We start from the raw sequence: 24,245 nt of genomic DNA, 5'->3' as shown, positions 1-24,245 counted from the left end.
GACGACATGGCCCTTACGCTCTCTTTGAACACCAACCCGCTGGTCAATCGCTTTGCCGAGCCTGATGATCTAATCGAAACAGTGGCCCGCGATCTCCGCCTGCGCGATCTTCAGCTGACCCATGAATTCATCAATCCCAGCTGGCAGGCCTCCACGATCCGTCGCCTGACGCGCACGATGGACAAAGCCCTGCAGCGAACAGGCGTTCGCGTAACATCGGGCATGACAGGGCCCTATGGTCGCCTCAATCACTTCGGCCATCCCGACAGCGAAGTGCGTCGCTATTATGTCGATTGGTTCAAGACCTTTGCCGATATTATCGGCGACCTTGGCGGCAAATCGGTCGGCACACAGTTTGCGATCTTCACCTATAAAGACTTTGACAATCCCGCGCGTCGCGAGGAGCTTATAGACATTGCAATCGACTGCTGGGCGGAAGTGGCCGACCATGCAGCCGGTACCGGTTTGGATTATGTGTTCTGGGAGCCGATGAGTATCGGTCGGGAATTCGGCGAAACCATCGCCGAATGCATGCAACTTCAGGATCGCCTGACCGCTGCACATATGACGATCCCGATGTGGATGATGGCGGATATCGACCACGGCGATGTCACATCGGCCAATCCGGACGACTTTGACCCCTATGCCTGGGCACGCGCGGTGCCAAAAGTTTCGCCGATCATCCACATCAAGCAGAGCCTGATGGATAAGGGCGGCCATCGTCCGTTCACCGCGGCCTTCAACGCCAAGGGTCGCATTCAGCCGGAACCTTTGCTGAAGGCTTTCGCCGAGGGCGGTGCCCAAGACAATGAAATCTGCCTTGAACTTTCATTCAAGGAACGCGAACCGAACGACCGCGAAGTCATTCCGCAGATTGCGGAAAGTGTGGCTTTCTGGGCCCCGCACATTGACACCGGCGTCAAGGATTTGAAGATATAAAGAACGGCAGAATCCGACCGAAGCACCACGACGTTCGACAGGATAATGCTTCAAGTGAAAGACCTTAAGGCGCGCGCCTCTGATAAGATCAGATTAAAACGCGCCTGACCTGCGAAGGGACCGGACAGCTCGAAATGGCAGATGCAGACGATTCCCTCGCCCTTCGTGCAGCCTGGCTCCACTTTGTTGCAGGCATGACCCAGTCGGCTGTTGCCAAGCGCCTCGGGCTACCTTCCGTGAAGGCGCATCGTCTCATCGCCAAGGCGGTTGCGGATGGTGCCGTCAAGGTCACCATCGACGGCGACATTACCGAGTGTATCGATCTGGAGAACCGTCTCGCAGATCGATACGATCTCGATTATTGCGAAGTCGTACCCGATATCGGTGAGGAAGGCCTGCCCCTCACCGCGCTTGGCCACGCGGGCGCGGATTTTCTTCGCCGCGAAATCGAACATGGCGACCATGAGGTAATCGGTATCGGCCATGGCCGCACCCTGTCGGCTGCGGTCAACTATATGCCGCGCGTTGTGGCAAATGATTTGCGCTTTGTCTCGCTTCTCGGCGGCCTTACACGCAATTTCGCCGCCAATCCCCATGACGTGATGCATCGCATCGCGGAAAAAACCGGCATGCCCGCTTATGTGATGCCGGTGCCGTTCTTCGCCAACACGGCTGAAGATCGCGAAGTGCTGCTTGCCCAGCGCGGCGTCACCACTGTTTTCGATATGGGATGCCGGGCAGAATTGAAAATAGTCGGGATCGGCACTGTGGATTCGCAGGCGCAACTCGTGACATCCGGCATGATCGAACTCGCCGAAGTCGAAGAAATCGCCTATCTCGGTGGCGTCGGCGAAATGCTCGGACATTTCTTCGATGCTAATGGCAAGCGACTGGTAACCGGTCTCACCGCACGCACCATCGCCGCGTCGGTTGAAAACGCGGATATGAGCCGCATTATCGCCCTTGCGGGCGGCTTGCCGAAAGCCGAAGCCATTCGAGCAGTCCTGAAAAGCGGGCGTCTTTACGGCCTGATTACCGATGAGCGCACAGCCAAATTCCTCGTCGAATAGCGAACGTGAAAATGTCACAAAATCACATTTATTGTAGATTTTTTTGTGATTTTGTGATTTATCGTCGTTGAATGTTTCGCGAGACAGATCGGACACAAGCGTGAAGCGCGACGACAGAAGACAGGCGATCATAAATTTACTGATTGAAAATCAGTCCGTCGATCTTGACGATCTGTCGGATCGCTTTGCCGTGTCCAAAATGACAATCCATCGCGATCTGGATTCGCTGGAAGAATCTGGTGTTTTGCGCAAGGTTCGTGGCGGCGCGACAATGGATGCAGGCTCGCAATTCGAAAGCGATTTTCGATTTCGCGTGCGCCAGGACAATGAAGCCAAGCTTCAGATGGCCAGAGCGGCACTGGAACTGATCGAGCCGGGCATGACCGTCATGATCAATGACGGTTCCACGGCTGCGGTTCTGGGCGGGCTTTTTCCCGAAAAGCGGCCGCTGACCGTCATCACCAATAACGCGGTCATCATCGATGAGCTGAAAGGCGAAAGCGGGATCAATCTCATTGCTCTCGGCGGTGTTTTCTCGCCCAAGTTCAACGCTTTTTTCGGCCTGCTGACGGAAGAGGCACTGTCGCATCTGAGTGCCGACATCGCGTTCATTTCGACACCCGCCGTCAATGGCAGGCTCGTCTACCATATGGACGAAAATGTTGTGCGCACCAAACGCGCAATGACCGCTTCGGCGACACGCACCTGCCTTCTGGTCAATCATCAGCGCTTCGGGCGTCCCGCGTTACATGTCATGGCCGACCTCGCCGATTTCGATGCCATCATCACCGATACATCCCCTGGCCGCGAAATCACAGCCGAGCTCGAACAGGCTGGGATCAAACTGACAATAGCAGACTAGGAAAGAGCATTTGGGCATGGCCAGATTTTGGGTTGGAACGAGCTGGAAAATGAACAAGACGCTGGCGGAAGCGCGGGCCTTTGCCGACGCGCTGAAGGCCGCTGACGGCGAACGATCAGCTGATATTCAGCGTTTCATCATTCCACCGTTCACGGCTGTGCGCGAAGTGAAGGAAATCCTGTCCGACACATCCGTAAAGGTCGGCGCACAAAACATGCATTGGGCTGATAAAGGCGCATGGACCGGTGAAATTTCTCCGCTGATGCTCAAAGACTGCAATCTCGACATTGTGGAACTCGGCCATTCCGAGCGGCGCGAGCATTTCGGCGAGACCAACGAGACTGTTGGCCTCAAGGTTGAAGCTGCGGTGCGCCACGGGCTGATCCCGCTGATCTGCATCGGCGAGACCTTGGAGGACCGTGAAAGCGGTCGGGCGGCAGAGGTTCTCGCGGAAGAAGTGCGCGGCGCGCTGTCCAAATTGTCGGACGAGCAAAAGCAGCCCGAAATCCTGTTCGCTTATGAGCCCGTCTGGGCCATCGGCGAAAACGGCATTCCCGCTTCCGCCGACTATGCCGATGCCCGACAGGCAGAAATTATCGCCGTCGCTGAAGGCATTCTCGGCCGCCGCGTTCCCTGCCTTTACGGCGGCTCAGTCAATCCCGGCAACTGCGAAGAACTGATCGCCTGCCCGCATATTGATGGCCTCTTCATCGGACGCTCCGCCTGGAACGTCGAGGGCTATCTCGACATTCTGGCCAAATGCGCAGCCAAGATTCAAGTGAATTGAGAATTCAGACTAGTTAAGGAGTGAGATCATGAAAATTGCAGTAGCAGGAGACAGCGCTGGCGAAGGTCTGGCCAAGGTTCTCGCCGACCACCTCAAGGACCGTTTCGAGGTTTCGGAAATCTCGCGCACCGAGGCTGGCGCCGACGCGTTCTACGCCAATCTTTCCGACCGCGTTGCATCGGCTGTTCTGGACGGCACCTATGACCGCGCCATTCTCGTCTGTGGCACCGGTATCGGCGTCTGCATCGCGGCCAACAAGGTTCCCGGCATTCGCGCAGCGCTGACGCATGACACCTATTCGGCTGAACGCGCCGCCTTGTCGAACAACGCCCAGATCATCACCATGGGCGCGCGCGTGATCGGATCGGAAGTCGCCAAGACCATCGCCGATGCATTCCTCGCCCAGACCTTTGACGAAAACGGTCGCTCGGCTGGAAACGTGAACGCCATCAACGATGTCGACGCCAAGTACAACAAGTGCTGATTTATTCGTCAGGACATGACAAAAAAAGCGGACGGGAAACCGTCCGCTTTTATTTTTACAGCAAGCTAAAAAGCTTAGCTGAATTTCGGATCGAGAGAACCATCAAGATAGCGCTTCGCCATATCGGCTAGCGGGATCGGACGGATCGAAGATGCATGTCCGGCGGTGCCGAACTGCTCGAAACGATCCTTGCAAAGCTTGGTCATCGCGGCCATCGCTGGCTTCAGATATTTGCGCGGGTCGAACTCGCTTGGGTCTTCCTGCAGGATGCGGCGGATCTGGCCGGTCATTGCCATGCGGTTATCCGTGTCGATATTGATCTTGCGCACACCGTGCTTGATGCCGCGCTGGATTTCCTCGACCGGCACACCCCAGGTCGGCTTCATCTTGCCGCCGAACTTGTTGATGATTTCCTGAAGGTCTTCCGGCACAGACGACGAACCATGCATGACAAGATGCGTGTTCGGCAGCTTGCGATGAATTTCTTCGATCACATTCATGGCCAGCACGGAACCGTCCGGCTTGCGGCTGAACTTATATGCGCCGTGCGAGGTGCCCATGGCAATTGCCAGTGCATCGACCTTGGTTTCGCGGACGAATTTCACCGCTTCATCCGGATCGGTCAGAAGCTGATCGTGCGAGAGCTTGCCTTCCGCGCCGTGGCCGTCTTCCGCATCACCCATGCCGGTTTCCAGCGAACCGAGAACGCCCAGTTCACCTTCCACCGAAATACCGCCGAGATGCGACATTTCGCTGACGCGGCGGGTGACCGAGACGTTATAGTCCCAATCGGCAGGCGTCTTGCCGTCAGCTTTAAGCGAGCCGTCCATCATCACCGAGGTGAACCCGGCCTGGATGGCCGTCATGCAGGTAGCAGCTTCATTGCCGTGATCGAGATGGACGCAAACCGGAATATGCGGATAGATTTCCGTCACTGCATCCATCATGTGGCGGAGCATGATATCATTGGCATAAGAACGCGCACCGCGGGATGCCTGCAAGATAACCGGCGCATCGACGGCATTTGCCGCTTCCATGATCGCCAGCGCCTGCTCCATATTGTTGATGTTGAATGCCGGAACGCCATAGCCTTTTTCGGCTGCATGATCGAGCAATTGACGCAGTGTGATGCGTGCCATTTTTCAGTCTCCCTACCAGTCGCGGTCAGATGCGCTCACGCGCGTAATATTCACCCAGAACATCCACCTCTTCAGCAACGCCAAACACGAGCGCGCTTCGCTCATGGTAGGATTGCGGCAGAATATCAAGAATAGCGGTCGAACCGTTGGTTGCTTTTCCGCCTGCTTCCCGGCAAAGGAAAGCGATCGGATTTGCTTCATAAACGAGCCGCAGGCGGCCCTTTTCGTAGCCCGCACGGCGATCATCCACATAGAAGAAGAGGCCGCCGCGCTGCATGATGCGATGCATGTCGCCAACGGCCGCGCCGAGCCAGCGCATGTTGAAATTGCGACCGCGCGGCCCGTCCTTACCGAGGAAGACGTCATTCACATAGGCCTGCATGCCCGCAGAAAGATGCCGCTGAACGGATGCATTGAACGCAATATCCGACGCGCGTTCTGGCAGGGTCACGTTGCGGCGCGTAATCTGGAATAGTTCGCTCGCCGGATCGAAGGTGGCGAAAATCACGCCATCGCCAACCGAAAAGCAGAGATCGACAGAATTGCCGTAGGATACATAGCCTGCTGCAATCTGCCTGTTGCCCGGCTGCAGGAAGGGTTCGTCCGTATCAGCGGGGAAGAACGAGAAAATCGTGCCAAGCGGCGCGCCGAGACCAACATTGCCGGAACCGTCCAGCGGGTCGATGGCAACCGCAATCAGACCATCAGCCTTGCCTGCCACGGGCAGATCGGCTTCTTCCGATAAAACGGAGGCCGCACCCGCTTCGATCAGCAAATCAACAAACAGATTGTGCGAACCGACATCAATGCTTTTCTGCTGATCCTGATCGCTGTTGACACCGACGAGCTTGCCCGGATCACCCGGCAACGAACCGCGTGCAATGCGCCCGGCAAGCCTGCTCGATCCGGCCAGAATGGCCTTGATCGCATTGGCTGTCGCCAGTCGCAGAACATCTTGCCCTGCCCAGCCATCGAGATAGTCTCCAACGGTATCAGCCTCGATGCAGTCATTATCGCCAGCCAGAACCAGCGGCGCAAAATTGCCAGCCATTATTATTCACCTTGCTCCAGAAGAAATTTCGCCGTGCATCGACGCGGAAGCGCCGAAGCAGTTCGTGCCAATCACTTTCTCTCCGATGCAGTTTGCCAGTTGCAGCATGTCGGATAAGGGCGAGGCGAAATTCATGGCGGCAACCTCCTTGCCAATCACTGATTTTTTGCCTGCCGCACGCATATTCGTGAGAAAGGTCAGCAGGCCTGAGCCCACTAACATCATCCTGAGATATTAACAACGTGGCTATAACATTATAACGATTTAAATGTGATTTTGTGTTCAATTTTTTTATTTCGTGATCGTTGGCAATTAGCCATCTCCTTGTAATCATTATGTTTCGGCGACACCGCTCCTTTCCGGAGATTCCGGGCCGCATCATGTTGCAAAGCGATTCGCCGCCTCATTGTGCCCGATACCGCCTTTGAAAGAAGTCATGTTCCATTCCATGCCTGAACAAGCGTCCTGCCTTTGCGAAACTGGCCGGTTGCCAGCATTGATATGCCTGCTATGAGTGGAGATACTGTTTCGAGACGGATGGCAGCTGAAGGCGCGCGCAATGTGCAAGGCACGGAAATGAACGAGGATTTCGGATCGCTGGATGACGAGCTGGAACGCGCGCGCGTTGCCTGGCTCTATTTTATCGGTGGGCAGACGCAGCAAGAAATTGCACAGCGGATGAACATAACCCGGCTCAAGGTCAACAAGATCATCGGGCATGTGCGCGAGTCGGGACAGGTGCAGGTCAACGTCAACCTGCCATTGACCGACTGCATTGAACTGGCTGAGAAGGTTGCGGCGCGATACGATCTGGTCGAGGCGGTCGTCGTGCCCGATCTCAACGATTATATCGAGCAGAAGCGGGTTATCGGCGAAGCCGCAGGCACAATGGCGTCGGAACTGATTGAAGGGCGCGACATGGGCGTCGGGATCGGCTCTGGCAGAACCTTGAGCTTTGCGGTTCGCAGGCTCCATCTGCGTCCCAAGCCCGAGAGCTGGGTTGTCGGATTAACAGGCGGCGTCACCAGCGGTTCAGCGACAAACACGTTCGAAGTGGCAACGGATTTTGCCCGCGCATTGGGCGTGGAATGTCACTACCTGACCGCGCCGATCTATTGCGCAAACCCGGAAAGCCGCAATGCGCTGCTGCTCAATGATGAGCTGACCGATGTTCTGGCCAGAACTGAGATTGCCGATATCGGGCTTGTTTCGTGCGGCCCGCTGACGCAAGAAACGTCGCTGACACATATCCGGGTTGTCAAAGATAATCTCGATACGGTGCTGAAACTTGGCGCAGTCGGAGAATTCATGGGCTGCTTTCTCGACGCTCGGGGACGACCGATCGAACATTTTCTCAATGATTCAATTATCGCTCTGCCGCCGGACAAGCTGAAACTCAAACCCGTCTCGGTTCTTGTTTCTGGTGGTCTCAATAAAATTCCAATCATCCGCGCCATATTGCGCGGCGGATATGTCAATCGCCTCGTCACCAATGAAGGCGTCGCCCGGGCTTTGTTGCAGGGGCCGCGTTAAGCAACCCCTGCAAGCAATTGCTTATTTCTTCGCGGTGCTCTGCAAGGCTTCCGTCATGGCGCGCAGCGTCACAAATGTCGATGCTGCGCCGGGGTCGATATGGCCAACGGAACGCTCACCGAGTTTTGCGGAACGACCGCGACGCGATTCCATGGCAGCCGTCGATTGCATACCAGCCTCTGCACCCTTGCGGGCCGCAAGGAGGACATCCAGCGTCGAGCGGCCCTGCTTTACGGCCTCCGCAGCGGCAGCGACAGCCGGAACCCATGCATCGATCATGGTCTTGTCGCCCGGTTCCGCGCGACCACGATCGCGAATGCCCTGACACGCCGCTGCCAGCCAATCGGCCATGCCCGCACCATCAAGGTTCAACCGGTTGCTGACCGCAGTTCCAGCGCGCAGGAATGCCGTCGCGTAGAGCGGCCCCGAGGATGCGCCCACTGCATCGAGAAACGCCTTGGCCATGCGCTTGCAGATGGCTTCGATGGTTTCGTCTTCCGGCGCGTCTTCCAGCGCGTGCTGCACTGCCTTCCAGCCGATTTCCATCGTGATGCCATGATCGCCGTCGCCGATAACGCCGTCCAGCTCCGATAGCCAGTTTTTCTCGGCGATGATTTGCTCGCCGACATTGGCCATCATGATCTTGAAAATGGCTGGCGTCACATCACCATCCTTGATCAACTCACGCGGCGCGTCTTGGGCAGGATCGCGAGTTTCTGCGGCATGCTCCACCTTTTGGCTGCGACTGGCCAGACGCTCCTTGGGCTGCACGGCACCGACCGTCAGCGCAGGCGTATGACACGGATGGTCGAGCAGCGCCTGCAATGTATCGTCGAGCTTCATCAGCGTAATGGAAGCGCCAGCCATTTCGAGCGATGTTGCATATTCGCCCACCCAGGACGCGTGGATGCTCACGCCCTTGCCATCCAGCAACTGCTTGACGCGGCGGAAAACCAGATAGAGCTCGATCTGCGATGTCGCACCAAGTCCGTTGACCAGAACCGCAACACGGTCACCACGCTTGAGAGCCAGTTCCTCCAGTATGGACGCCATCAATTCGTCAGTAACAGCATCGGCAGGCGCAAGTTTTTCGCGACGGATACCCGGCTCGCCATGCAGCCCCATGCCGATTTCCATATCCTCGTCGCCGATGGTGAAATTCGGCTTGCCGGTCTGTGGCAAGGAACATGGGCTCAGCGCAACACCCATCGAGCGTGTCGCTTCGTTCGCCGCCTGCGCAAATGCTTCAACGCGCGCCAGAGGTTCACCGAGATCCGCGGCGGCACCGGCAACCTTGAAGACGAAGAAATCGCCTGCAATGCCGCGCCGTTCCGTCTTCCGGTCAAGCGGTGCGGAGGCCACGTCGTCGGCAACAGCCACATGGCGCACATCCATCCCGTTTTGCGCCAGCTCTTCCGCAGCCATTGTGAAGTTGAGCACATCGCCGGTGTAATTGCCGTAAAGCATGAGAACGCCTACACCGCCATCTGCCGCGCGCGCCGCTTCAGCAATATGCGATGGCGATGGCGAGGCAAAAATATTGCCAACCGCTGCGGCATCGGCCAGTCCGCGACCGACGTACCCGGCAAAGGCAGGCTCATGTCCCGAGCCCCCACCCACAACAATACCAACTTTGCCGTCGCGAGGCCCATCAACGGCCACCACGGCCCGACCGGTCTCGCCTTCGACACGCAGCATATCCGGATGAGCGCCAACCATGCCTTCAATCAATTCCGCAATGATGTTTTCCGGCGCATTAATCAGCTTTTTGGTTCTGACCTGTTCATTCATTTTCGTATCTCTCATCAAACTTCAGCGGCGGATTTAGTTGACATCGCGTCGCAGATAGCGGCGCGAGATTGCATCAAAGGAAATAGCGAGAACCACAATCGCACCGGACACAATCCCCTGCCAGTACGGCGAGACGCCAAACAGCACGATGATGTTTTCGATGATGGCGATGATACCCGCGCCAAGGATCGCTCCAATCGGGCTGCCGATGCCACCCGTGGTGGCGACACCACCAATGACAGAGGCTGCAATCGGGGCCAGAACCCAGCTATCGCCGATGGACGGTTGCGCCGTTCCCAGACGCGCCACCATCAACACGCCGGCCAGTGCCGCGATGGCGCCCGCCACGACGAACACCAGAAGGCGTACCTTGTTGACGCGGATACCCAGCATACGTGCACCGTCGCGGTTGTTGCCAATGGCATACATATAGCGACCGAACGGCGTTTTCAGCATTACGAAGGTTGCAACCAGAAGTGCGGCGATCATCACCAGAAACGGCACCGGAACGCCGAAGAGGTCGCCACGTCCCAAAAACTGTACCTCACGCGGTATGCCGGTAATCGCGACACCACGCGTCAGCACCAGATTAGCGCCGCCGAAAATACCCGCCGTACCGATAGTGAGAACCAGCGAATGCAAGCCGAGAACGGTAACCAGCAAGCCGTTGAGCAGGCCGAGGCAAGCGCCCAAACACAGCGCCAAAAGCATGGCGGTATATGGTTCGATTCCCAATTTGACCATCAGAATACCGGAGACGACGCCGCACAGGCCGCCAATGACGCCAAGCGACAGATCAAGTTCTCCCAACACCATGAGCATGGACTGGGCAATGGTAATGAGCCCCACAAAGGCCAATCCGCGTGCCACGACGGAAAGGTTATATGGCGTGAGGAAGTAAGGTGAAATCACCGCCGACAGGACGAAAATCACCAGCAGGGCAAAGAAGACGCCTGCAAGCGGCGTGCGTATCAAGTTGGAAAGCGGTTTAGTTTGCATCGGCTTTTACCTCTGTTCCAAAGATCGCGCCTACGAGTGTTTCGTTGTTGGTTTCGGTGGCGTCGTACTCGCCGGTAATGCGCCCGTTGTGCATCGTGATGATACGGCTTGCGCATTTCTTGAGTTCGTTCAGTTCCGAGGAAACCAGGATGACGCCCACGCCTTCCTCGGCCAGATTCTTCATGATGCGATAGATTTCGGTTTTGGTGCGGATATCGATGCCCTTGGTCGGTTCATCGAAGATCAGCACGCGCGGCCGCGTTGCCATGGCGCGCCCGATAATCGCCTTTTGCTGATTACCGCCTGAAAGTTGCGATATGCGCTTGCCCATGCCGGAGGTGCGAATACCGTAATCGTCGATGATTTTTTGAACAATGTTACGTTCGCGGCGGTCATTGATGCCGAGCGAGCCGCTGGTCAGTGAAAGCACGGACAGACCGATATTCTCGCGCAGCGACAGCAGCGGGAAAATCCCGTGATGCTTGCGCTCTTCCGAAAGATAGAGCATGCCGCCGGCCACGGAACGCGACGTGTCGTTCAATGCCCAATCCTTGCCTTCGACCGTCACGCTTCCGGCGCGCGCCTTGAGAAATCCGAAGATGGTTTGCATGACTTCCGAACGCCCAGCGCCGACCAGTCCGGCAAGACCGAGAACTTCGCCCTAACGCAGATCGAAGCAGACGTCATCAAATGGTGGGCCCGAAAGTGCACGAACTTCCATGAACGGCGCGGCGATCTCGCCCGTCGGTCGGAAATGCTCGTCCAGCGCGAGATCGCAACCAGACATGGCGCGGATGAGATCCGCCTCCGTCACGTCGCTGATCTTGCCGCTCTCAATCTTTGTGCCATTGCGAAGGACCGTGTAATCATCACCGATCTGGAAGACTTCATCCATCTTGTGACTGATGAAGACAATCGCATGGTCACGATCGAGCAGGCTTCGAATAACCTTGAAAACGCGCTCCACCTCGACACGCGTCAGTGACGATGTCGGTTCGTCCAGAATGAGAACCTTCATCTGAGAATTGGTGCAGGCCCGCGCAATTTGCAAAAGCTGCTGGTCGGATACCGATATATTGGCAACCAGCTGATGCGGATGCGCCTCGATACCGAACCGGTCGAGATATGTCTTGGCCTCTTCCATCAACGCCGTGCGATTGACCAAAAAACCGCCATGACCTGTCCGGCTGAATGGCATGAACAGGTTTTCGGCTACGCTCATCTGCGGAAACAGAGTCAGTTCCTGCGGGACATAGGCCACATTCTTATAGAGCGTCGGATCGGACGCAGGATCGCGCCCATCGATCAGAACCTGACCGCGCGATGCGTGATCGGTCCCGGTCAGAATTTTCACGAGGGTGGATTTACCCGCGCCGTTCTCGCCAGCAAGAATATGGGTGCGTCCGAGCTCAATCTGGAGATCGACCCCATCCAGAGCGGTCACACCGGGAAAATCCCTGCCGAGGCCGCGCATTTCAAGATAAGCCATAGAGGGACATCCTGGACAGCATTGGACAAAGGAAGCGCGGAGAAACCCCGCGCTCCTGTAGCGTGATCGGTGGGATTAGTTACCCACGTTTTCCTTGGTCAGGAATGCGTTGCCGGTATCGATATAACCCGGCACCGGAGCGCCGGTTGCCTGGGCCCAGAGCACCATCACCGACCAGTAGCCCTGCAATTCCGGTTGCGATGCCGAAGAACTGTCAGCAACGCCGTTGCGGATCATGTCGAGCATTTCCGGCAGGTTATCGAGACCGACGAGCGTGACCTTGCCCTGCTTGCCAGCTTCGACAATAGCCTGACCGATGCCGATCGGACCTGCGGCATCCGATGCGACCCAGCCCTTCAGATTTGGGTTGGCCTGCATGATTGCGGCTGCCTGCTGCTGAGCGGTTTCGATACTGTCATTGTCGATGCCTTCAGCAACAACCTTGATGCCCGGATGCTCGGCGAATACCTGACGATGGCAATCGGCGCGGATGGAGTGATTAGGCGCCGTCGGCACGCCCATCATGATCGCGACTTCGCCTTCACCGCCAAGCACCCCGACCAGACGGCGCGCGGCGATCTTTGCCTGCTCGCAGAAGTCGGAACCAATATGGGTAATAGCCATGCCTTCCGGCGGCACGGAATCGAACAGGACGAGCGGAATCTTCTGTCCCTGCGCTTCTTCGAGGGATGCGCGATTGCCGGACGGGTCGAGCAGATCCAGCGCCAGACCGTCAGGACGGGTTGCCAGCGCACTGTCGATGATCTGGTTTTGCTGTACGACATCCGCGCTCTGCGGAGCCGAATAAACGATTTCAACATTCGCGCCAGTCTGCGCCTTGAGCGCTGCCGCGGCCTGTTGCGCGCCATCATTAACCTTGTCGAACCAGGGATGAACGACCTTCGGCACGATGACGAAGCGATAGCTATCCTTCTTCGTCGTTCCCGGCGCATCCTGCGCGATTGCGACAGTCGGCAATGCAAAGGCGGCAAGCGCCAGCAAAGTAGCGAATTTTTTCATTAGATTCCTCCCTAAGCAAAATCAGGCCAGGCAACCTCACCTGCCCGCAAATCGATGTGCGAAACGCCATGAATTTCGCTCCGCACATTAAGATCTTCGGCACATTTACAACTGTATTTTTAAAATTACAAGAGTTTAATCCCGTTGTTCACGGTGGTCCACATCGTCTTGGCTCGATGAGACCGCTTTACGGTGTGATGTTCACCGAATTCGCGGAAAAGCCTGATGGCGTCGATAAGATTGACCCAAACTGATTCAGCCGCATGCTGCACGCAGGTCTGGAGGGCGCTCAGTCCATTGGTTCGGCGAAAGTCGGCGACAAGACTCGGCTGGATACACTTGTCCCGGCCATTGAGGCCCTCGTTGAAGCGGCCGAAAGGGGCCGCGCTTCCGCAATCTCGTGGCCAAAGTTGGCAAAGCGAGACCCCTTGGCGAAAGATCGTTGGGGGTGTGAGATTCAGGAGCGACCTCATGCGCAATCATCTTGAAAGAGTTGTCGCTGGGCACCCGCGAACGTTCGGACCAACCGTGATCCAATGAGCGGAGGGACGGTCTGATAGCGCTGGCGATGCTGAACGAATACAAGTTGCCGCTGCCAATCACATCGCGGATCGACAGCGGCTTTATCAGAGTTCGGGTTTTCAGGACCGGCTAAAACGACCCTATTACCACTTCACGCGCAGGCCCACCTGTCCCGCGACAGAATAGCTGTCGCCGAAGTTATTCAGGCTGGTGTTGACCAAACCCTCGCCATAAATGGAATATTTATCATCATCCCAGTTATAGGTTCCGCCGATCCCCAGACCGCCCCATACGCGATCATTACGGCTGGCGAAACTCACGCCCTGGACATCGACCCTGGTTCCCTCAAGGAACTCATAATAGAGATTGGCGATGCCGTAGACGTGGGTACGGTTGAGCAAGCCCTTGTCATTCTGCCATGAGTTCTCATGGTCAAGCGTCAGGCCGAGACGGCCCTGCAGGCTTTCGCCCCGGTCGAGGCTGACACGTGCGCCGAATGCATCGGTGAACGCATCAAAGTCGACATTGGAATAAACCAGCTGGGCCTGCGGCGTGACCGACCAGGCGGGATCGATGGCTATGCGCTTGCCGCTTTCCAGCGACAGCGTATAACCGAAGCCGTCATTGCCATCGGCAAGATTCCTGCGGGCAAGAATAGAGTCGAGATCGCTCGTGTACCAGGTCACCTGGCCCTGACCATCCAGATAGAAGCCATTCTCGCCATACCAGGTCAGCGTGCCGCCAAAGCCATACCCGTCCGTCTTGATCTCACCATCGCCATAAACAGAATTGGTGTCGGTTTTGCCATGGGCGTAATGGACTGTGACGCCGCCAATCAGCTTGCCGCTTTCCGTTTCAGTCAACAGCCCATCAATCCCGGCCTGGAGCTTGAAGACATTCTGGTCGGAATCGGTGCCAGAGGTCGAGAAACGCGGTTCGATGCTGTTATGGGCGCCTTCGATGCGGCCCCATACACCATTGCCTTCAATCGCAACACCAGCTTCTTCGGGCGCGGCATAAGGTGTGCCGACCGGATCGGCGCCCTGCGCGACGACCTTGTTGCCATTACCGGCCCAGAAACGATTGCCAACGCGCTGCTGCAAGGTGGGCACGCCATTCAGTCCGAGCAATGCCTGCGGGTAGGCTTCATAGGTCGGAACACCGGCCTGATAGAGCGGCGCTGTCGGCGTTGTTGATGGATTGGATACATCGGTCAATTGCGAACGCAAATACCAGTTGCCATCAGTCGGCGTTGAAGCGCCACCCTGATAGAGCTGATAGGCATAGGCGCCCGCAACGACCGCCTGCTTGCCACCAACCGTATAATCGCCGATGAGTGAGAACAAGCCATTGGAAGCGCCGTTCACTTCGATGATACGGATACCTTCATTGGTCTGCGCGCCGGTTCCACCGACGTTGTTGACGCTAACATTCGTCGTGCCCGATGTATCGCCATTGACGATGATCATATCCGTCTTGGAGTTGTCATCACCGAGCGCAACATCGAACAGCATCTGTCCGCCATTGCCGTTGTAATTTCCACCGATGATCACAACATCGCCCACGGCATCATCGACCGTGGTGATAGTTCCGGCATTGGTCACATCGCCGCTGAACGCGTAAACCCCGGCTCCGTCGCCCGTACCAACAAAAGTCGAGCTTGAATCAATCGTCATATTGCCGTCGAAGTCAAGCGACGCCATGCCGTCGAGTGTAGAACCGTTGTTCAGGAACACACCGGTTGTTCCTTCATCCGGTTCACCAACATGCCATGCACCATTATCGATGGACAGATTGGCACCGTCCAGCTTGACGACTTCCCAATTGGTGATCTTGCCGCCATTCGTGGTCGCGGTCACACCCTTGAGCGTAAGCGTATCAATCATACCATCGGCGACGGAGGTGTCATCGCCACCGTCAAGCACCTGCGACCCATCATAGGTCGATGCACTCACCGTTGCAGTGTCGGAACCGTCCTGACCGTAGAAACCACCAGTCAGTTTGCCGCCCGTCCAGTTGAACGTATCATTGCCTTCATGGTTGGCGATACCGTCGTTGCTCTGAGGGTCGTCCCTGTCATCGCCGTAAATATTACCGGCATAGCTTCCACCAGCCAGATTGAAGGTATCGTTGCCAAGGCCAAGGATCGCATCACCGGTTACCATTCCGGCGCTATTGACGATGACATTACCGCCAATCGCGTCTGATGCGGTTGGATTACCAGCAACACCGCCATCCCGAATGGCGATCCCGGATGTTGCTTTGACTGTTGCAGAAGCTGCAATATCGATCGTCGAGCCGTTTGCTGCTATCGTCTGAATACCCACGCCCGCACCGCCGGTTACTGTACCCACAACGCTGACCAACGTCGATCCAGTACCCCTGTTCTGTGCCAAAATACCAGTTCTGCCAGCAATGGCGCCCGCTGTCTGTTTTACCGTCAATTCGGTGGCATTGGAGCCATTGTTTGCACGGACACCATAGCCACCGGAAGCCGTCACATTGCCGGACAATGTAACCGTGGTTGAACCAGTTCCCATGTTGTCTGCGAAAACACCATAGCTACCACCTTTGACCGCTCCAGATATCTGGTTGAGAATGATATTCTTTGCAGTTGTGTCATTATGGGCGTAAAGTCCAGCAAATTCGATTGCCGTGACATCGCCAGAGCTGACGATTGTCGACGAACCAGTTCCCAGATTGTTGGCATACACCCCGAACCAGTTGCCGGAGATCGCTCCCCCTGTCTGCGTAAGGGTGATATCCGTTGCAGACGCTGCATTGAAGGTATAGACTCCATAGTTCTCGTAATTAGCTGTGCCCGTCTGGGTCTGGTTTACAATCCCGGCGGTCGTTATCGATATAGCGCCGGCGCCCCAATTATCGGCGCGAATGCCATGTGTATAACCGGTAATCGTGCTACCGGCTGCCTGGGTGATCGTGATATCTGTCGCGGCGCCAAAGGCTTCTGCCCAAATGCCATTGTCACTCCCACCGTTCACGTTACCGGCGACACCGATCACCGTCACACCAGTTCCGTAGTTGGTTGAGTGAATCCCATCCGTCCCACCGGTGATAGTTCCGGCTGTCTGGGTAACAGTGATGTTTGTCGCGGTAGCTGCATTTATCGCCGATATGCCGTTTGCGCTCGTGCCGTTCACATCACCAGCAACAGTAATCGTGGTTGCGCCAGTTCCGTTCTGGGATGTATAAATTCCGTCTACAGCACCAATGATCGTTCCGGCCGCCTGCCTTACGGTCAGATCCATTGTGTCGCTGTAATTAACGATGGAGATGCCGTTATTGGTTGTTCCAGTCACCATACCCGAAGTTGTGACGGTAGTGGAACCCGCGCCAGCGTTGGCGATATAAATAGCATCAGTGCCGGTTATGCTGCCATTCGACGTGATCGAGACGTCGCCTGAAACATCATTGTAGACATCAATGCTGCGGCCACCAGAGGACGTGATGGAAGAAGCATTCTCGTCCGTTATGCTTATTCCGCCACTTGAGTCGACGATAAGGGCCGGGTCGGCGCCGGTCGAAAGGCCAAATCCCGGCTGCATGACAATCGTTATAGGCGGAGAGGATGAGATACCAACCGATGGATCACTTCCAGTGCCAGAAGCAGGGCCAGAACAAGTCCAGGTCCCAGAACCCGATGGGACGCAGTCACCTGCCAAGGATGGCGACGACCAAACAAAGAGTGATGCAAACACAGCCGCTGAAACGGCTGGTAAAACAGATAGAGACAGCGCAAAACTTGCTTCACAAGGCGCTATTCCGCCAACGATGCCCTTATACTTACCCACTCGGCCACCACGGATGAGCACGCTACGTGCTTTCAAATTTGCATCAAAAGTACCAAAGGAATTCTCAGACCCATGCGATGGGCGATTCACCAAAGATGCTGTAGGTGCGATCATTCACAGTCCCCCTTTAGCTTCATAATTCCACCCCGATTGAAGCCGAAGAACGCTTTTTCAGCACAGCCATTCTCCCCGATTTGGGCCGCTCCAATGGTCGTCTCAATTTCCAAATTTCTATATATTTCTAAAATATAATCAACAGTGGAAGCAGGGGATGTAACCGTTAATAGCTCGGCTTTTTAGTACATCTTTCGTTAATAAATATAGGCGCCTTAATTTTAGAAGATTCTTAAATTCTATTTTTAAAAGTATGCTTAGCATCACCTAAATCGCGAGCGACGCCCGTGTTCGAGAAATTTGCAAGCGCTGTGCGACTTGCGCCGGAAGTGCTGGAGTGCCACATGGTTGCTGGCGGCTTCGACTATCTGGTCAAGACGAGGCTGCCGAATATTGCGTCCTATCGGCGCTTTCTGGGGGAGATTGTCCTCGCCTGGCCAGGCGTTTGTGAAACGCGCACTTATGCCGTTATGGAAGAGATCAAAAACGACGGCGCGCTGTCGCTGTTTCTTTGATCAAATGTGAAAAGGGGCCAAAGCCCCTTCTCCGATAAATAGGTCAGCTGTCTGGAAAGTATGTTTCAGGCACCCGTTTCTATCTCTGCACCGAGATAGAGCTTTCGCATGGCAGGATCGTCAAGCAGGTCGTTCTGCTCAACCATCAGAATGCACATGTTTTCGCTGTCGCGGATCGAAGCAATCGCGTCGACGAGCAATAGATTTGCGTAAGATACACAAATACCAGACCCGCCAATGTGATTAACATTGAAAACCCGCTCGGTGCCATCTCTTCTTTCATTACTGCTTCGCAACGGTGCGGACGAATAGAAGGCAGTGTCGTTCTCCTGCACGTCTGCAAGACAATGTATGGATGCGATGTCCAAGCGCGAGGAACAGGCTACCCAGACTTTGGTAGTATAAGCGCTTTCATTGAAGTCCGGGCATTGGCAATCCGCCGGGATGCATCTACATTCACTTTAAACAGCAACGGATAGTTGCGCCGATTCAAGAGAAAGGTCAGTGCATAAGCATTTCATTGCAGTGACTGAATAATATCGCATCAGATTACCCGAAGCGCCCGAAGAGGCGTGGGGAACTAAATTCATAATGCGGGCTCGCCCGTCACAACATAGTCTGGGAGGACACTATGATAAAGCTTATCGCCACTCTGGCGACAACACTCGCTATTTCCACTGCGGCTTTCACCGCGCACGCACAATATTATCCGGAACGAACGATCACTATGGTCGTGCCATTCGCTGCCGGTGGACCGACAGACACGGTAACGCGACTTGTCGCGGAATCGATGTCCAAGGATCTTGGACAACAGGTCATTGTCGAAAATGTCGGCGGCGCAGGTGGAACACTTGGCGCAGGCCGTGTCGCAACCGCCGATCCGGATGGTTATACGCTTCTGCTGCACCATATTGGCATGGCCACAAGCGCCACGCTCTATCGCAAGCTCGCCTATGACACGCTGAATGCCTTCGAATATGTCGGCCTTGTCACGGAAGTTCCGATGACCATTGTTGCGCGCAAGGATCTTGAACCCACCGATCTCAAGGGACTGATCGATTACGCCAAGGCCAACAAGGACACCGTGACAGTGGCCAATGCCGGTATCGGCGCAGCATCGCATCTTTGCGGCATGCTTTTCATGAGCGCGATTGAAACTCCGCTCGTCACAGTTCCTTACAAGGGAACAGGCCCGGCCATGACTGATCTGCTCGGCGGTCAGGTGGACATCATGTGCGATCAGACGACCAACACCACGAAGCAGATTCAGGCAGGCACGATCAAGGCTTATGCTGTGACATCCCCTGAACGTCTGGACGTGTTGAAAGACCTTCCGACAACCAAGGAAGCTGGTCTGGACGGTATGGAAGTTGGTATCTGGCACGGCATTTATGCACCCAAGGGAACTCCGACTGACATTACCGAGCGACTGTCGAAATCGCTTCAACTGGCCCTGAAGGATCAGAATGTGGTTGCCCGTTTCGCGGAACTGGGCACGAAGCCGTCATCGGACTCCGACGCAACCCCAGCCGCATTGAAGGCCAAACTCGAGTCCGAAGTCGCGCGGTGGAAGCCGGTCATCGAAGCTGCCGGACAATACGCAGACTGACCATAGGGCAAATACTAGAGGCGCGCCTTTTAACGCGCCTCTAGTGGATTGAATTTGACGTTTGAATCCCGGCTGACATAGATGCTGTTTCAAACGTCAAATTCGAAAAATCCACTAGATACATATACTTGCTAGTGGTCTTTTTGATTCCAACATTTGCTCAGCGCGTGAACCGAAGGATGCAAATGTTGGAATCAGACCACTAGTATCGTTTCCCGCATCTGCGCGTTAAAACCGCAGCCACCGGGATAAAGGTCAGACTTCACATGCCGAACCACCGGCATAGCCCTTTCAACGGCAAATCCGAAAGATGATTGGCCCATGAACGAGTCTTCGCGGAAACTATCGATCGATCCGACCAACGGATTGTGCGGTGCCCTTCTCACACTGACCGGCGCTTTTTTTGCCTATCAATCGCTGGGTCTTGACTTAGGGACATCGCTTCGCATGGGACCGGGATATTTCCCGCTTGTCCTGTCCGGTGTTCTGATCCTGCTTGGACTGGTTATTCTCATCCAGGCTACACGGGTCTCCGGCGAGCCCATGGGCCCAATCGCATGGCGCGGCCTTTTCTTCATTCTGCCCGCGCCGATATTCTTCGGCCTGACCGTTCGTGGTCTCGGTTTTGTCCCTTCGCTATTCCTGACCTGCCTTATCGCCTCTTTCGCCTCAATGCGCATGAAGCCGCTCGCAGCCATCATTCTCGCTGCTGCGATCACGGTCTTCTCTGTCATTGTGTTCAGCTATGCGCTCGCGCTGCCCTATCAGCGTTTCGGGCCCTGGTGGCCATTCTAAGGGGGCATGAGCATGGAACTTTTCAGCAATCTCGCGCTTGGCTTTTCAACCGCATCGACGTTGGCAAATCTCGGCTTTTGCCTCATCGGCGTACTCCTCGGCACGCTAATCGGCGTCCTGCCCGGCATCGGCGCCACAGCCACCATCGCCATGCTGCTTCCGGTCACGTTTCAGATCGGCGACCCGGTTTCCGCACTGATCATGCTTGCTGGCATCTATTACGGTGCCCAATATGGCGGTTCAACGACCGCTATTCTCATCAACATGCCCGGCGAATCCTCATCCGCCGTGACCGCCATCGACGGCTACCAGATGGCGCGCCGTGGGCGCGCCGGTGCAGCGCTTGCAATCGCGGCAATCGGGTCATTCTTCGCCGGTACAGTCTCTACCTTTCTGGTGGCGGTCTTCGCTCCGCCGCTGACTGAAATTGCCTTGAAATTCGGCTCGGCGGAATATTTTTCGCTGATGGTCGTAGGGCTGGTTTCGTCCGTAGCGCTGGCGCATGGTTCGATCATCAAAGCTTTGGCCATGGTCGTTCTGGGGCTTCTGCTTGGCCTTGTTGGTACAGATATCTACACCGGCGCACCACGTTTCACGCTCGGCATTACCGAATATGCCGACGGCCTTAATTTCGTGGCCGTTGCGGTCGGCGTGTTCGGCATTGCCGAAATTCTGCGTAATCTTGAAAGCGAACATTCGCGCGAAGTGCTGATGGCGAAGGTCACGGGACTGTTGCCGACACGAGACGATTTCAAACGCATGGCAGCCCCGATCCTGCGTGGAACGGTCATCGGCTCAGCGCTTGGAATCTTGCCTGGCGGCGGCGCCATTCTCGCTTCCTTTGCTTCCTACACCGTGGAAAAGCGCATCTCCAAGACGCCCGAGGAGTTCGGCAAGGGTGCGATTGCAGGCGTTGCAGGACCGGAATCCGCCAACAATGCCGGTGCACAGACATCCTTCATTCCCATGCTCACGCTCGGCATTCCGGCCAATCCGGTGATGGCATTGATGATCGGCGCCATGATCATTCAAGGTATCGTTCCGGGCCCGAATGTTGCAGCAGAACAGCCCGCCCTGTTCTGGGGCGTGATCGCGTCGATGTGGATCGGCAATCTCATGCTTATCGTCCTGAACCTGCCGCTGATCGGGCTGTGGGTGAAGCTTCTGACAGTGCCCTATTATGTGCTGTTTCCCATTATCATGACCTTCTGTGCCATCGGGGTTTATAGCGTCAATTCCAATGTCTACGACCTCTATGCGGTCGCCTTCTTCGGCTTCATCGGCTATCTGCTGGCTAAACTGCGCTGCGAACCGGCTCCCCTGTTGCTTGGCTTCGTGCTCGGACCGTTGCTGGAAGAACATCTGCGTCGCGCCATGATCCTGTCACGCGGCGACCCGGCAACCTTCTTCACCCGGCCAATCAGCGCAATTCTGCTCGCCATAGCCGCAACGGTTCTCGTGGTCGTGCTGCTTCCATCAATACGCAAGAAACGCGACGAGGTGTTCGTTGAGGAGGGTTGAAGCGCGCCCTCCAATTTCTCTGTCCGTGACAGCGCCAAAAGCGTTCTCAGAAATGCTCTATCGGAAGGCCACGCTGTTCATGTCCTGACAAGGCAAAGCTGGCCTGCTCGGCTTTCGTCCCGCCGTTCATGCGGTTGATCATCACGGCCACTTCGGTTCTGTTATGGACACCGAAACGTTTGATCAGATCATCGACATAATCCTTTATCGTATGGGGCGAAAGTTCCAGATGCCGTGCAATCTGCTTGTTGGTATTGCCAGCCGCCAGCAACCGGGCGACTGTCGAAAGACGCGGAGAAAGGCTGGTCAGATTGGCGCCGGGCGTCTTCGCCGGATGCCCTTCCTGAATGTTGCGCAAGGCAAGCGCCGACGAGCGGCACAACAATGAAACCTGCTCTTCAAGCTGCGTTGCATGCATCTCGAAACCAGCTGCATAAATCAGTGCCTGAATATTGCCGCCGACATAAATCGGGCAGCACAAGTTATCATTGTAATTCCATCGATAGAGCAGCGTGCGCATCAGCGGCACATTGCCTGCTGCATTCTGGGGCAATCGCGAGCCCGCAACCGCGCTGGCATTCTGCACCACAGCTGCAATCATCGGATCTGAATCTGCCAGCCCGTTCTGATATTCGAGAAGAAAGCCTGTGGGCGTGTTGATGCTGTGAAAAAGGCGCGGCCGATTATTCTCCAGCAAATAAATTCCAAGCGAACGCACGCGCAGCACATGCGCGGCAAAATAATCGCAAGCTATTGTAAAATCGTCATAATTACGGCTCTCCGCAACAGACAGCGCTGCAGAGACCCGTTGGTCTATCGATAGTATTTCCCTGGGCATTCTATCTCCCGAATTCCCAAGCCCCCCATTCGGGGGGAATGTTTGTTCCCGCTCTTGTTCGTATCATTCCCGCTTACAACGACTAAATCAAGGGGAACCGTTTTGGATACCAGCGTGCACCGGGCTCACACCGCCGACAACTATTCCGCAGTCATTCAGGGCTTCAACGATCGCCTGCAAGCCATTCTACCTTTGATTGAAGAAAAGGCGGAAGAAGCGGAACAACTCGGGCGGATGCATGATGACGTCGTGGACGCAATGCGCAAGGGCGGCTTCTACACGATGCTGTTTCCGAAGGAAGTCGGCGGCGCAGAATTGCGACCCATCGATGCCATGAAGATCATGTCCGCGCTTTCCTATGCCCATGCATCGTCTGGCTGGTGCACCATGGTCAACAATATGGAAGGCACGACCATGGCGATCTACCTCGACGACGAGGGGATCGCCAATGTATTCAAGGACGGCGTCGATGTCACCATTGCAGGCAACGGCGTGCCGCGTGGCTTCGCCCGCAAGGTTGATGGCGGCTACATGATCCGCGGCAACTGGGCCTATGGAAGCTCCATCTTTCACGCGGAATGGATTCATTCCGGCTGTTTCCTGCTCGATCCCAAGGACCCGAGCGGCAAGGCGCTGCTGAAAGACGAAACCGGCGCACCGCAGATCATCGTCGCACATCACCCGCGCACGACAATCCAGCTGCTCGGCAACTGGGATGTGCTGGGTCTGCGCGCTACCGGCAGCTTCGACTACACGCTGGCAACCGACGAAGACCTCTTCGTGCCGGATTCCATGGTCTATAGTTTCACGCAATCCGCGCCGAAACGCGGTCAGACGCAGGGCCATCTCGGGCTGGCGGGCTACAGCGCCCTTACCCATACGAGCTGGGCTATTGGTGTTGGTCGCCGGATACTCGACGAACTCGCCAAGGTCATCCGCCAGCGGCAGGACCCATTCGGCAAGAGTGCGGATAGTGCCAGTCTGCGGTTTCAGTTTGCCAATGCGGAAGCCCGCTATCGGGCGGCGCGAGCACTTGCGATGGAAACATGGGAAGATGTCTCACAGACCACCACATCCGGCGGTGTTCCGTCGCTCGACCAGATGACGATGGTGAAGCTCTCGCTGCGCTATATGCATGATATCGTTTCCGATGTGGCGACGTTCGCGCATCGTGCAGCGCGCGGTGCATCGCTGCACAACACGGCCATGCAGCGCTTTTACCGCGATATCCATTCCGGCACCCAGCATATTCTGCTCGCTGACCAGATCGTGGAGGAATGCGGCAAGGGTCTGCTCGGCCTGCCCGGCCCCGATGCGCGATGGACCGTTTTCGGCATCAGCGAAAACTGAGACCA

General features: G+C 56.0%; 20 protein-coding genes and 3 pseudogenes. 12 read left to right on the top strand and 11 right to left on the bottom strand.

Going from position 1 to position 24,245, the window contains the following annotated elements:
* Positions 1 to 6 precede the first annotated feature (6 nt).
* The 5 genes from HWD97_RS18555 (at position 7) to HWD97_RS18535 (ending at position 4,142) form a co-directional block, all read left to right on the top strand.
* Positions 7 to 939, top strand: coding sequence for a TIM barrel protein (locus tag HWD97_RS18555; protein WP_371835419.1), 933 nt, complete (start codon positions 7 to 9; stop codon positions 937 to 939).
* A 134-nt stretch (positions 940 to 1,073) separates the two neighbouring features.
* A complete protein-coding gene (locus tag HWD97_RS18550) occupies positions 1,074 to 2,009 on the top strand; it encodes a sugar-binding transcriptional regulator (RefSeq protein ID WP_371835418.1) in 936 nt (311 codons plus the stop codon).
* A gap of 100 nt (positions 2,010 to 2,109) precedes the next feature.
* Positions 2,110 to 2,871, top strand: a complete 762-nt coding sequence (locus HWD97_RS18545; protein WP_109365864.1) for a DeoR/GlpR family DNA-binding transcription regulator — start codon at positions 2,110 to 2,112, stop codon at positions 2,869 to 2,871.
* A gap of 16 nt (positions 2,872 to 2,887) precedes the next feature.
* On the top strand, positions 2,888 to 3,658 hold the full coding sequence (locus HWD97_RS18540; RefSeq protein WP_371835417.1) for a triose-phosphate isomerase: 771 nt from the start codon (positions 2,888 to 2,890) through the stop codon (positions 3,656 to 3,658).
* Between the two features lie 28 nt (positions 3,659 to 3,686).
* The gene (locus tag HWD97_RS18535) at positions 3,687 to 4,142 is read left to right on the top strand and encodes an RpiB/LacA/LacB family sugar-phosphate isomerase (RefSeq protein ID WP_109365862.1); all 456 of its coding nucleotides are present in this window, start codon (positions 3,687 to 3,689) and stop codon (positions 4,140 to 4,142) included.
* A 74-nt stretch (positions 4,143 to 4,216) separates the two neighbouring features.
* On the opposite strand, the gene fba is transcribed toward HWD97_RS18535, so the two are convergent.
* From fba to HWD97_RS18520, 3 genes are read right to left on the bottom strand one after another with little or no spacing between them, the layout of a single operon-like run.
* Complete coding sequence (gene fba / locus HWD97_RS18530) at positions 4,217 to 5,281, bottom strand: class II fructose-bisphosphate aldolase (protein ID WP_109365861.1); 1,065 nt, start codon at positions 5,279 to 5,281, stop codon at positions 4,217 to 4,219.
* 25 nt (positions 5,282 to 5,306) lie between these two features.
* Entirely contained in the window at positions 5,307 to 6,338 is a 1,032-nt protein-coding gene (locus HWD97_RS18525; RefSeq protein ID WP_371835445.1) for a class 1 fructose-bisphosphatase, read from the bottom strand.
* Complete coding sequence (locus tag HWD97_RS18520) at positions 6,339 to 6,548, bottom strand: hypothetical protein (protein ID WP_371835416.1); 210 nt, start codon at positions 6,546 to 6,548, stop codon at positions 6,339 to 6,341.
* A gap of 321 nt (positions 6,549 to 6,869) precedes the next feature.
* Between HWD97_RS18520 and HWD97_RS18515 the strand changes: the two genes are divergently transcribed.
* Positions 6,870 to 7,865 (top strand): sugar-binding transcriptional regulator, encoded by a 996-nt coding sequence (locus HWD97_RS18515; RefSeq protein WP_244597034.1) that lies wholly within the window; start codon positions 6,870 to 6,872, stop codon positions 7,863 to 7,865.
* 21 nt (positions 7,866 to 7,886) lie between these two features.
* Here the strand turns inward: HWD97_RS18515 and dhaL are convergent, their stop codons facing one another.
* From dhaL to HWD97_RS18490, 5 genes and pseudogenes are all read right to left on the bottom strand, one after another.
* Positions 7,887 to 9,656: a dihydroxyacetone kinase subunit DhaL gene (gene dhaL / locus HWD97_RS18510; protein ID WP_371835415.1), complete on the bottom strand. Its 1,770-nt coding sequence runs from the start codon at positions 9,654 to 9,656 to the stop codon at positions 7,887 to 7,889.
* A gap of 33 nt (positions 9,657 to 9,689) precedes the next feature.
* Entirely contained in the window at positions 9,690 to 10,655 is a 966-nt protein-coding gene (locus HWD97_RS18505) for an ABC transporter permease (RefSeq protein ID WP_371835414.1), read from the bottom strand.
* Positions 10,645 to 11,304, bottom strand: a pseudogene (locus HWD97_RS18500) (ATP-binding cassette domain-containing protein); the annotation flags it as partial. The pseudogene HWD97_RS18500 and the gene HWD97_RS18505, both read right to left, overlap by 11 nt.
* Before the next feature lie 12 nt (positions 11,305 to 11,316).
* Entirely contained in the window at positions 11,317 to 12,144 is an 828-nt protein-coding gene (locus HWD97_RS18495; protein ID WP_371835413.1) for an ATP-binding cassette domain-containing protein, read from the bottom strand.
* Between the two features lie 75 nt (positions 12,145 to 12,219).
* Positions 12,220 to 13,164, bottom strand: a complete 945-nt coding sequence (locus HWD97_RS18490; RefSeq protein WP_371835412.1) for a substrate-binding domain-containing protein — start codon at positions 13,162 to 13,164, stop codon at positions 12,220 to 12,222.
* A gap of 170 nt (positions 13,165 to 13,334) precedes the next feature.
* Between HWD97_RS18490 and HWD97_RS18485 the strand changes: the two are divergent.
* A pseudogene (locus HWD97_RS18485) lies at positions 13,335 to 13,696 on the top strand (dihydroxyacetone kinase subunit L); the annotation flags it as partial.
* 133 nt (positions 13,697 to 13,829) lie between these two features.
* Here the strand turns inward: HWD97_RS18485 and HWD97_RS18480 are convergent.
* Entirely contained in the window at positions 13,830 to 17,252 is a 3,423-nt protein-coding gene (locus HWD97_RS18480) for an autotransporter outer membrane beta-barrel domain-containing protein (protein WP_371835411.1), read from the bottom strand.
* Between the two features lie 596 nt (positions 17,253 to 17,848).
* On the opposite strand from HWD97_RS18480, the pseudogene HWD97_RS18475 reads away from it, so the two are divergent.
* Positions 17,849 to 18,127: pseudogene (locus HWD97_RS18475) on the top strand (Lrp/AsnC ligand binding domain-containing protein); the annotation flags it as partial.
* Between the two features lie 65 nt (positions 18,128 to 18,192).
* On the opposite strand, the gene HWD97_RS18470 reads toward HWD97_RS18475, so the two are convergent.
* A complete protein-coding gene (locus tag HWD97_RS18470; protein WP_371835410.1) occupies positions 18,193 to 18,327 on the bottom strand; it encodes a hypothetical protein in 135 nt (44 codons plus the stop codon).
* Between the two features lie 431 nt (positions 18,328 to 18,758).
* Here HWD97_RS18470 and HWD97_RS18465 point away from each other — a divergent pair, with 431 nt between their 5' ends.
* The 3 genes from HWD97_RS18465 to HWD97_RS18455 all read left to right on the top strand — a co-directional run bounded on the left by HWD97_RS18465 (position 18,759) and on the right by HWD97_RS18455 (position 22,052).
* On the top strand, positions 18,759 to 19,736 hold the full coding sequence (locus HWD97_RS18465) for a tripartite tricarboxylate transporter substrate-binding protein (protein WP_371835409.1): 978 nt from the start codon (positions 18,759 to 18,761) through the stop codon (positions 19,734 to 19,736).
* 321 nt (positions 19,737 to 20,057) lie between these two features.
* A complete protein-coding gene (locus HWD97_RS18460) occupies positions 20,058 to 20,531 on the top strand; it encodes a tripartite tricarboxylate transporter TctB family protein (protein ID WP_109365834.1) in 474 nt (157 codons plus the stop codon).
* Between the two features lie 12 nt (positions 20,532 to 20,543).
* Positions 20,544 to 22,052: a tripartite tricarboxylate transporter permease gene (locus tag HWD97_RS18455; RefSeq protein ID WP_371835408.1), complete on the top strand. Its 1,509-nt coding sequence runs from the start codon at positions 20,544 to 20,546 to the stop codon at positions 22,050 to 22,052.
* A 46-nt stretch (positions 22,053 to 22,098) separates the two neighbouring features.
* On the opposite strand, the gene HWD97_RS18450 is transcribed toward HWD97_RS18455, so the two are convergent.
* On the bottom strand, positions 22,099 to 22,890 hold the full coding sequence (locus HWD97_RS18450) for a LuxR family transcriptional regulator (protein WP_210261492.1): 792 nt from the start codon (positions 22,888 to 22,890) through the stop codon (positions 22,099 to 22,101).
* Between the two features lie 114 nt (positions 22,891 to 23,004).
* Here HWD97_RS18450 and HWD97_RS18445 point away from each other — a divergent pair, with 114 nt between their 5' ends.
* Positions 23,005 to 24,240 (top strand): acyl-CoA dehydrogenase family protein, encoded by a 1,236-nt coding sequence (locus HWD97_RS18445; protein ID WP_235859010.1) that lies wholly within the window; start codon positions 23,005 to 23,007, stop codon positions 24,238 to 24,240.
* Positions 24,241 to 24,245: the final 5 nt, after the last annotated feature.

It is taken from the genome of Ochrobactrum sp. C6C9 (assembly GCF_022627935.1).
GTDB lineage: Bacteria > Pseudomonadota > Alphaproteobacteria > Rhizobiales > Rhizobiaceae > Brucella > Brucella teleogrylli.
This window is presented reverse-complemented; position numbering and strand designations above follow the sequence as displayed.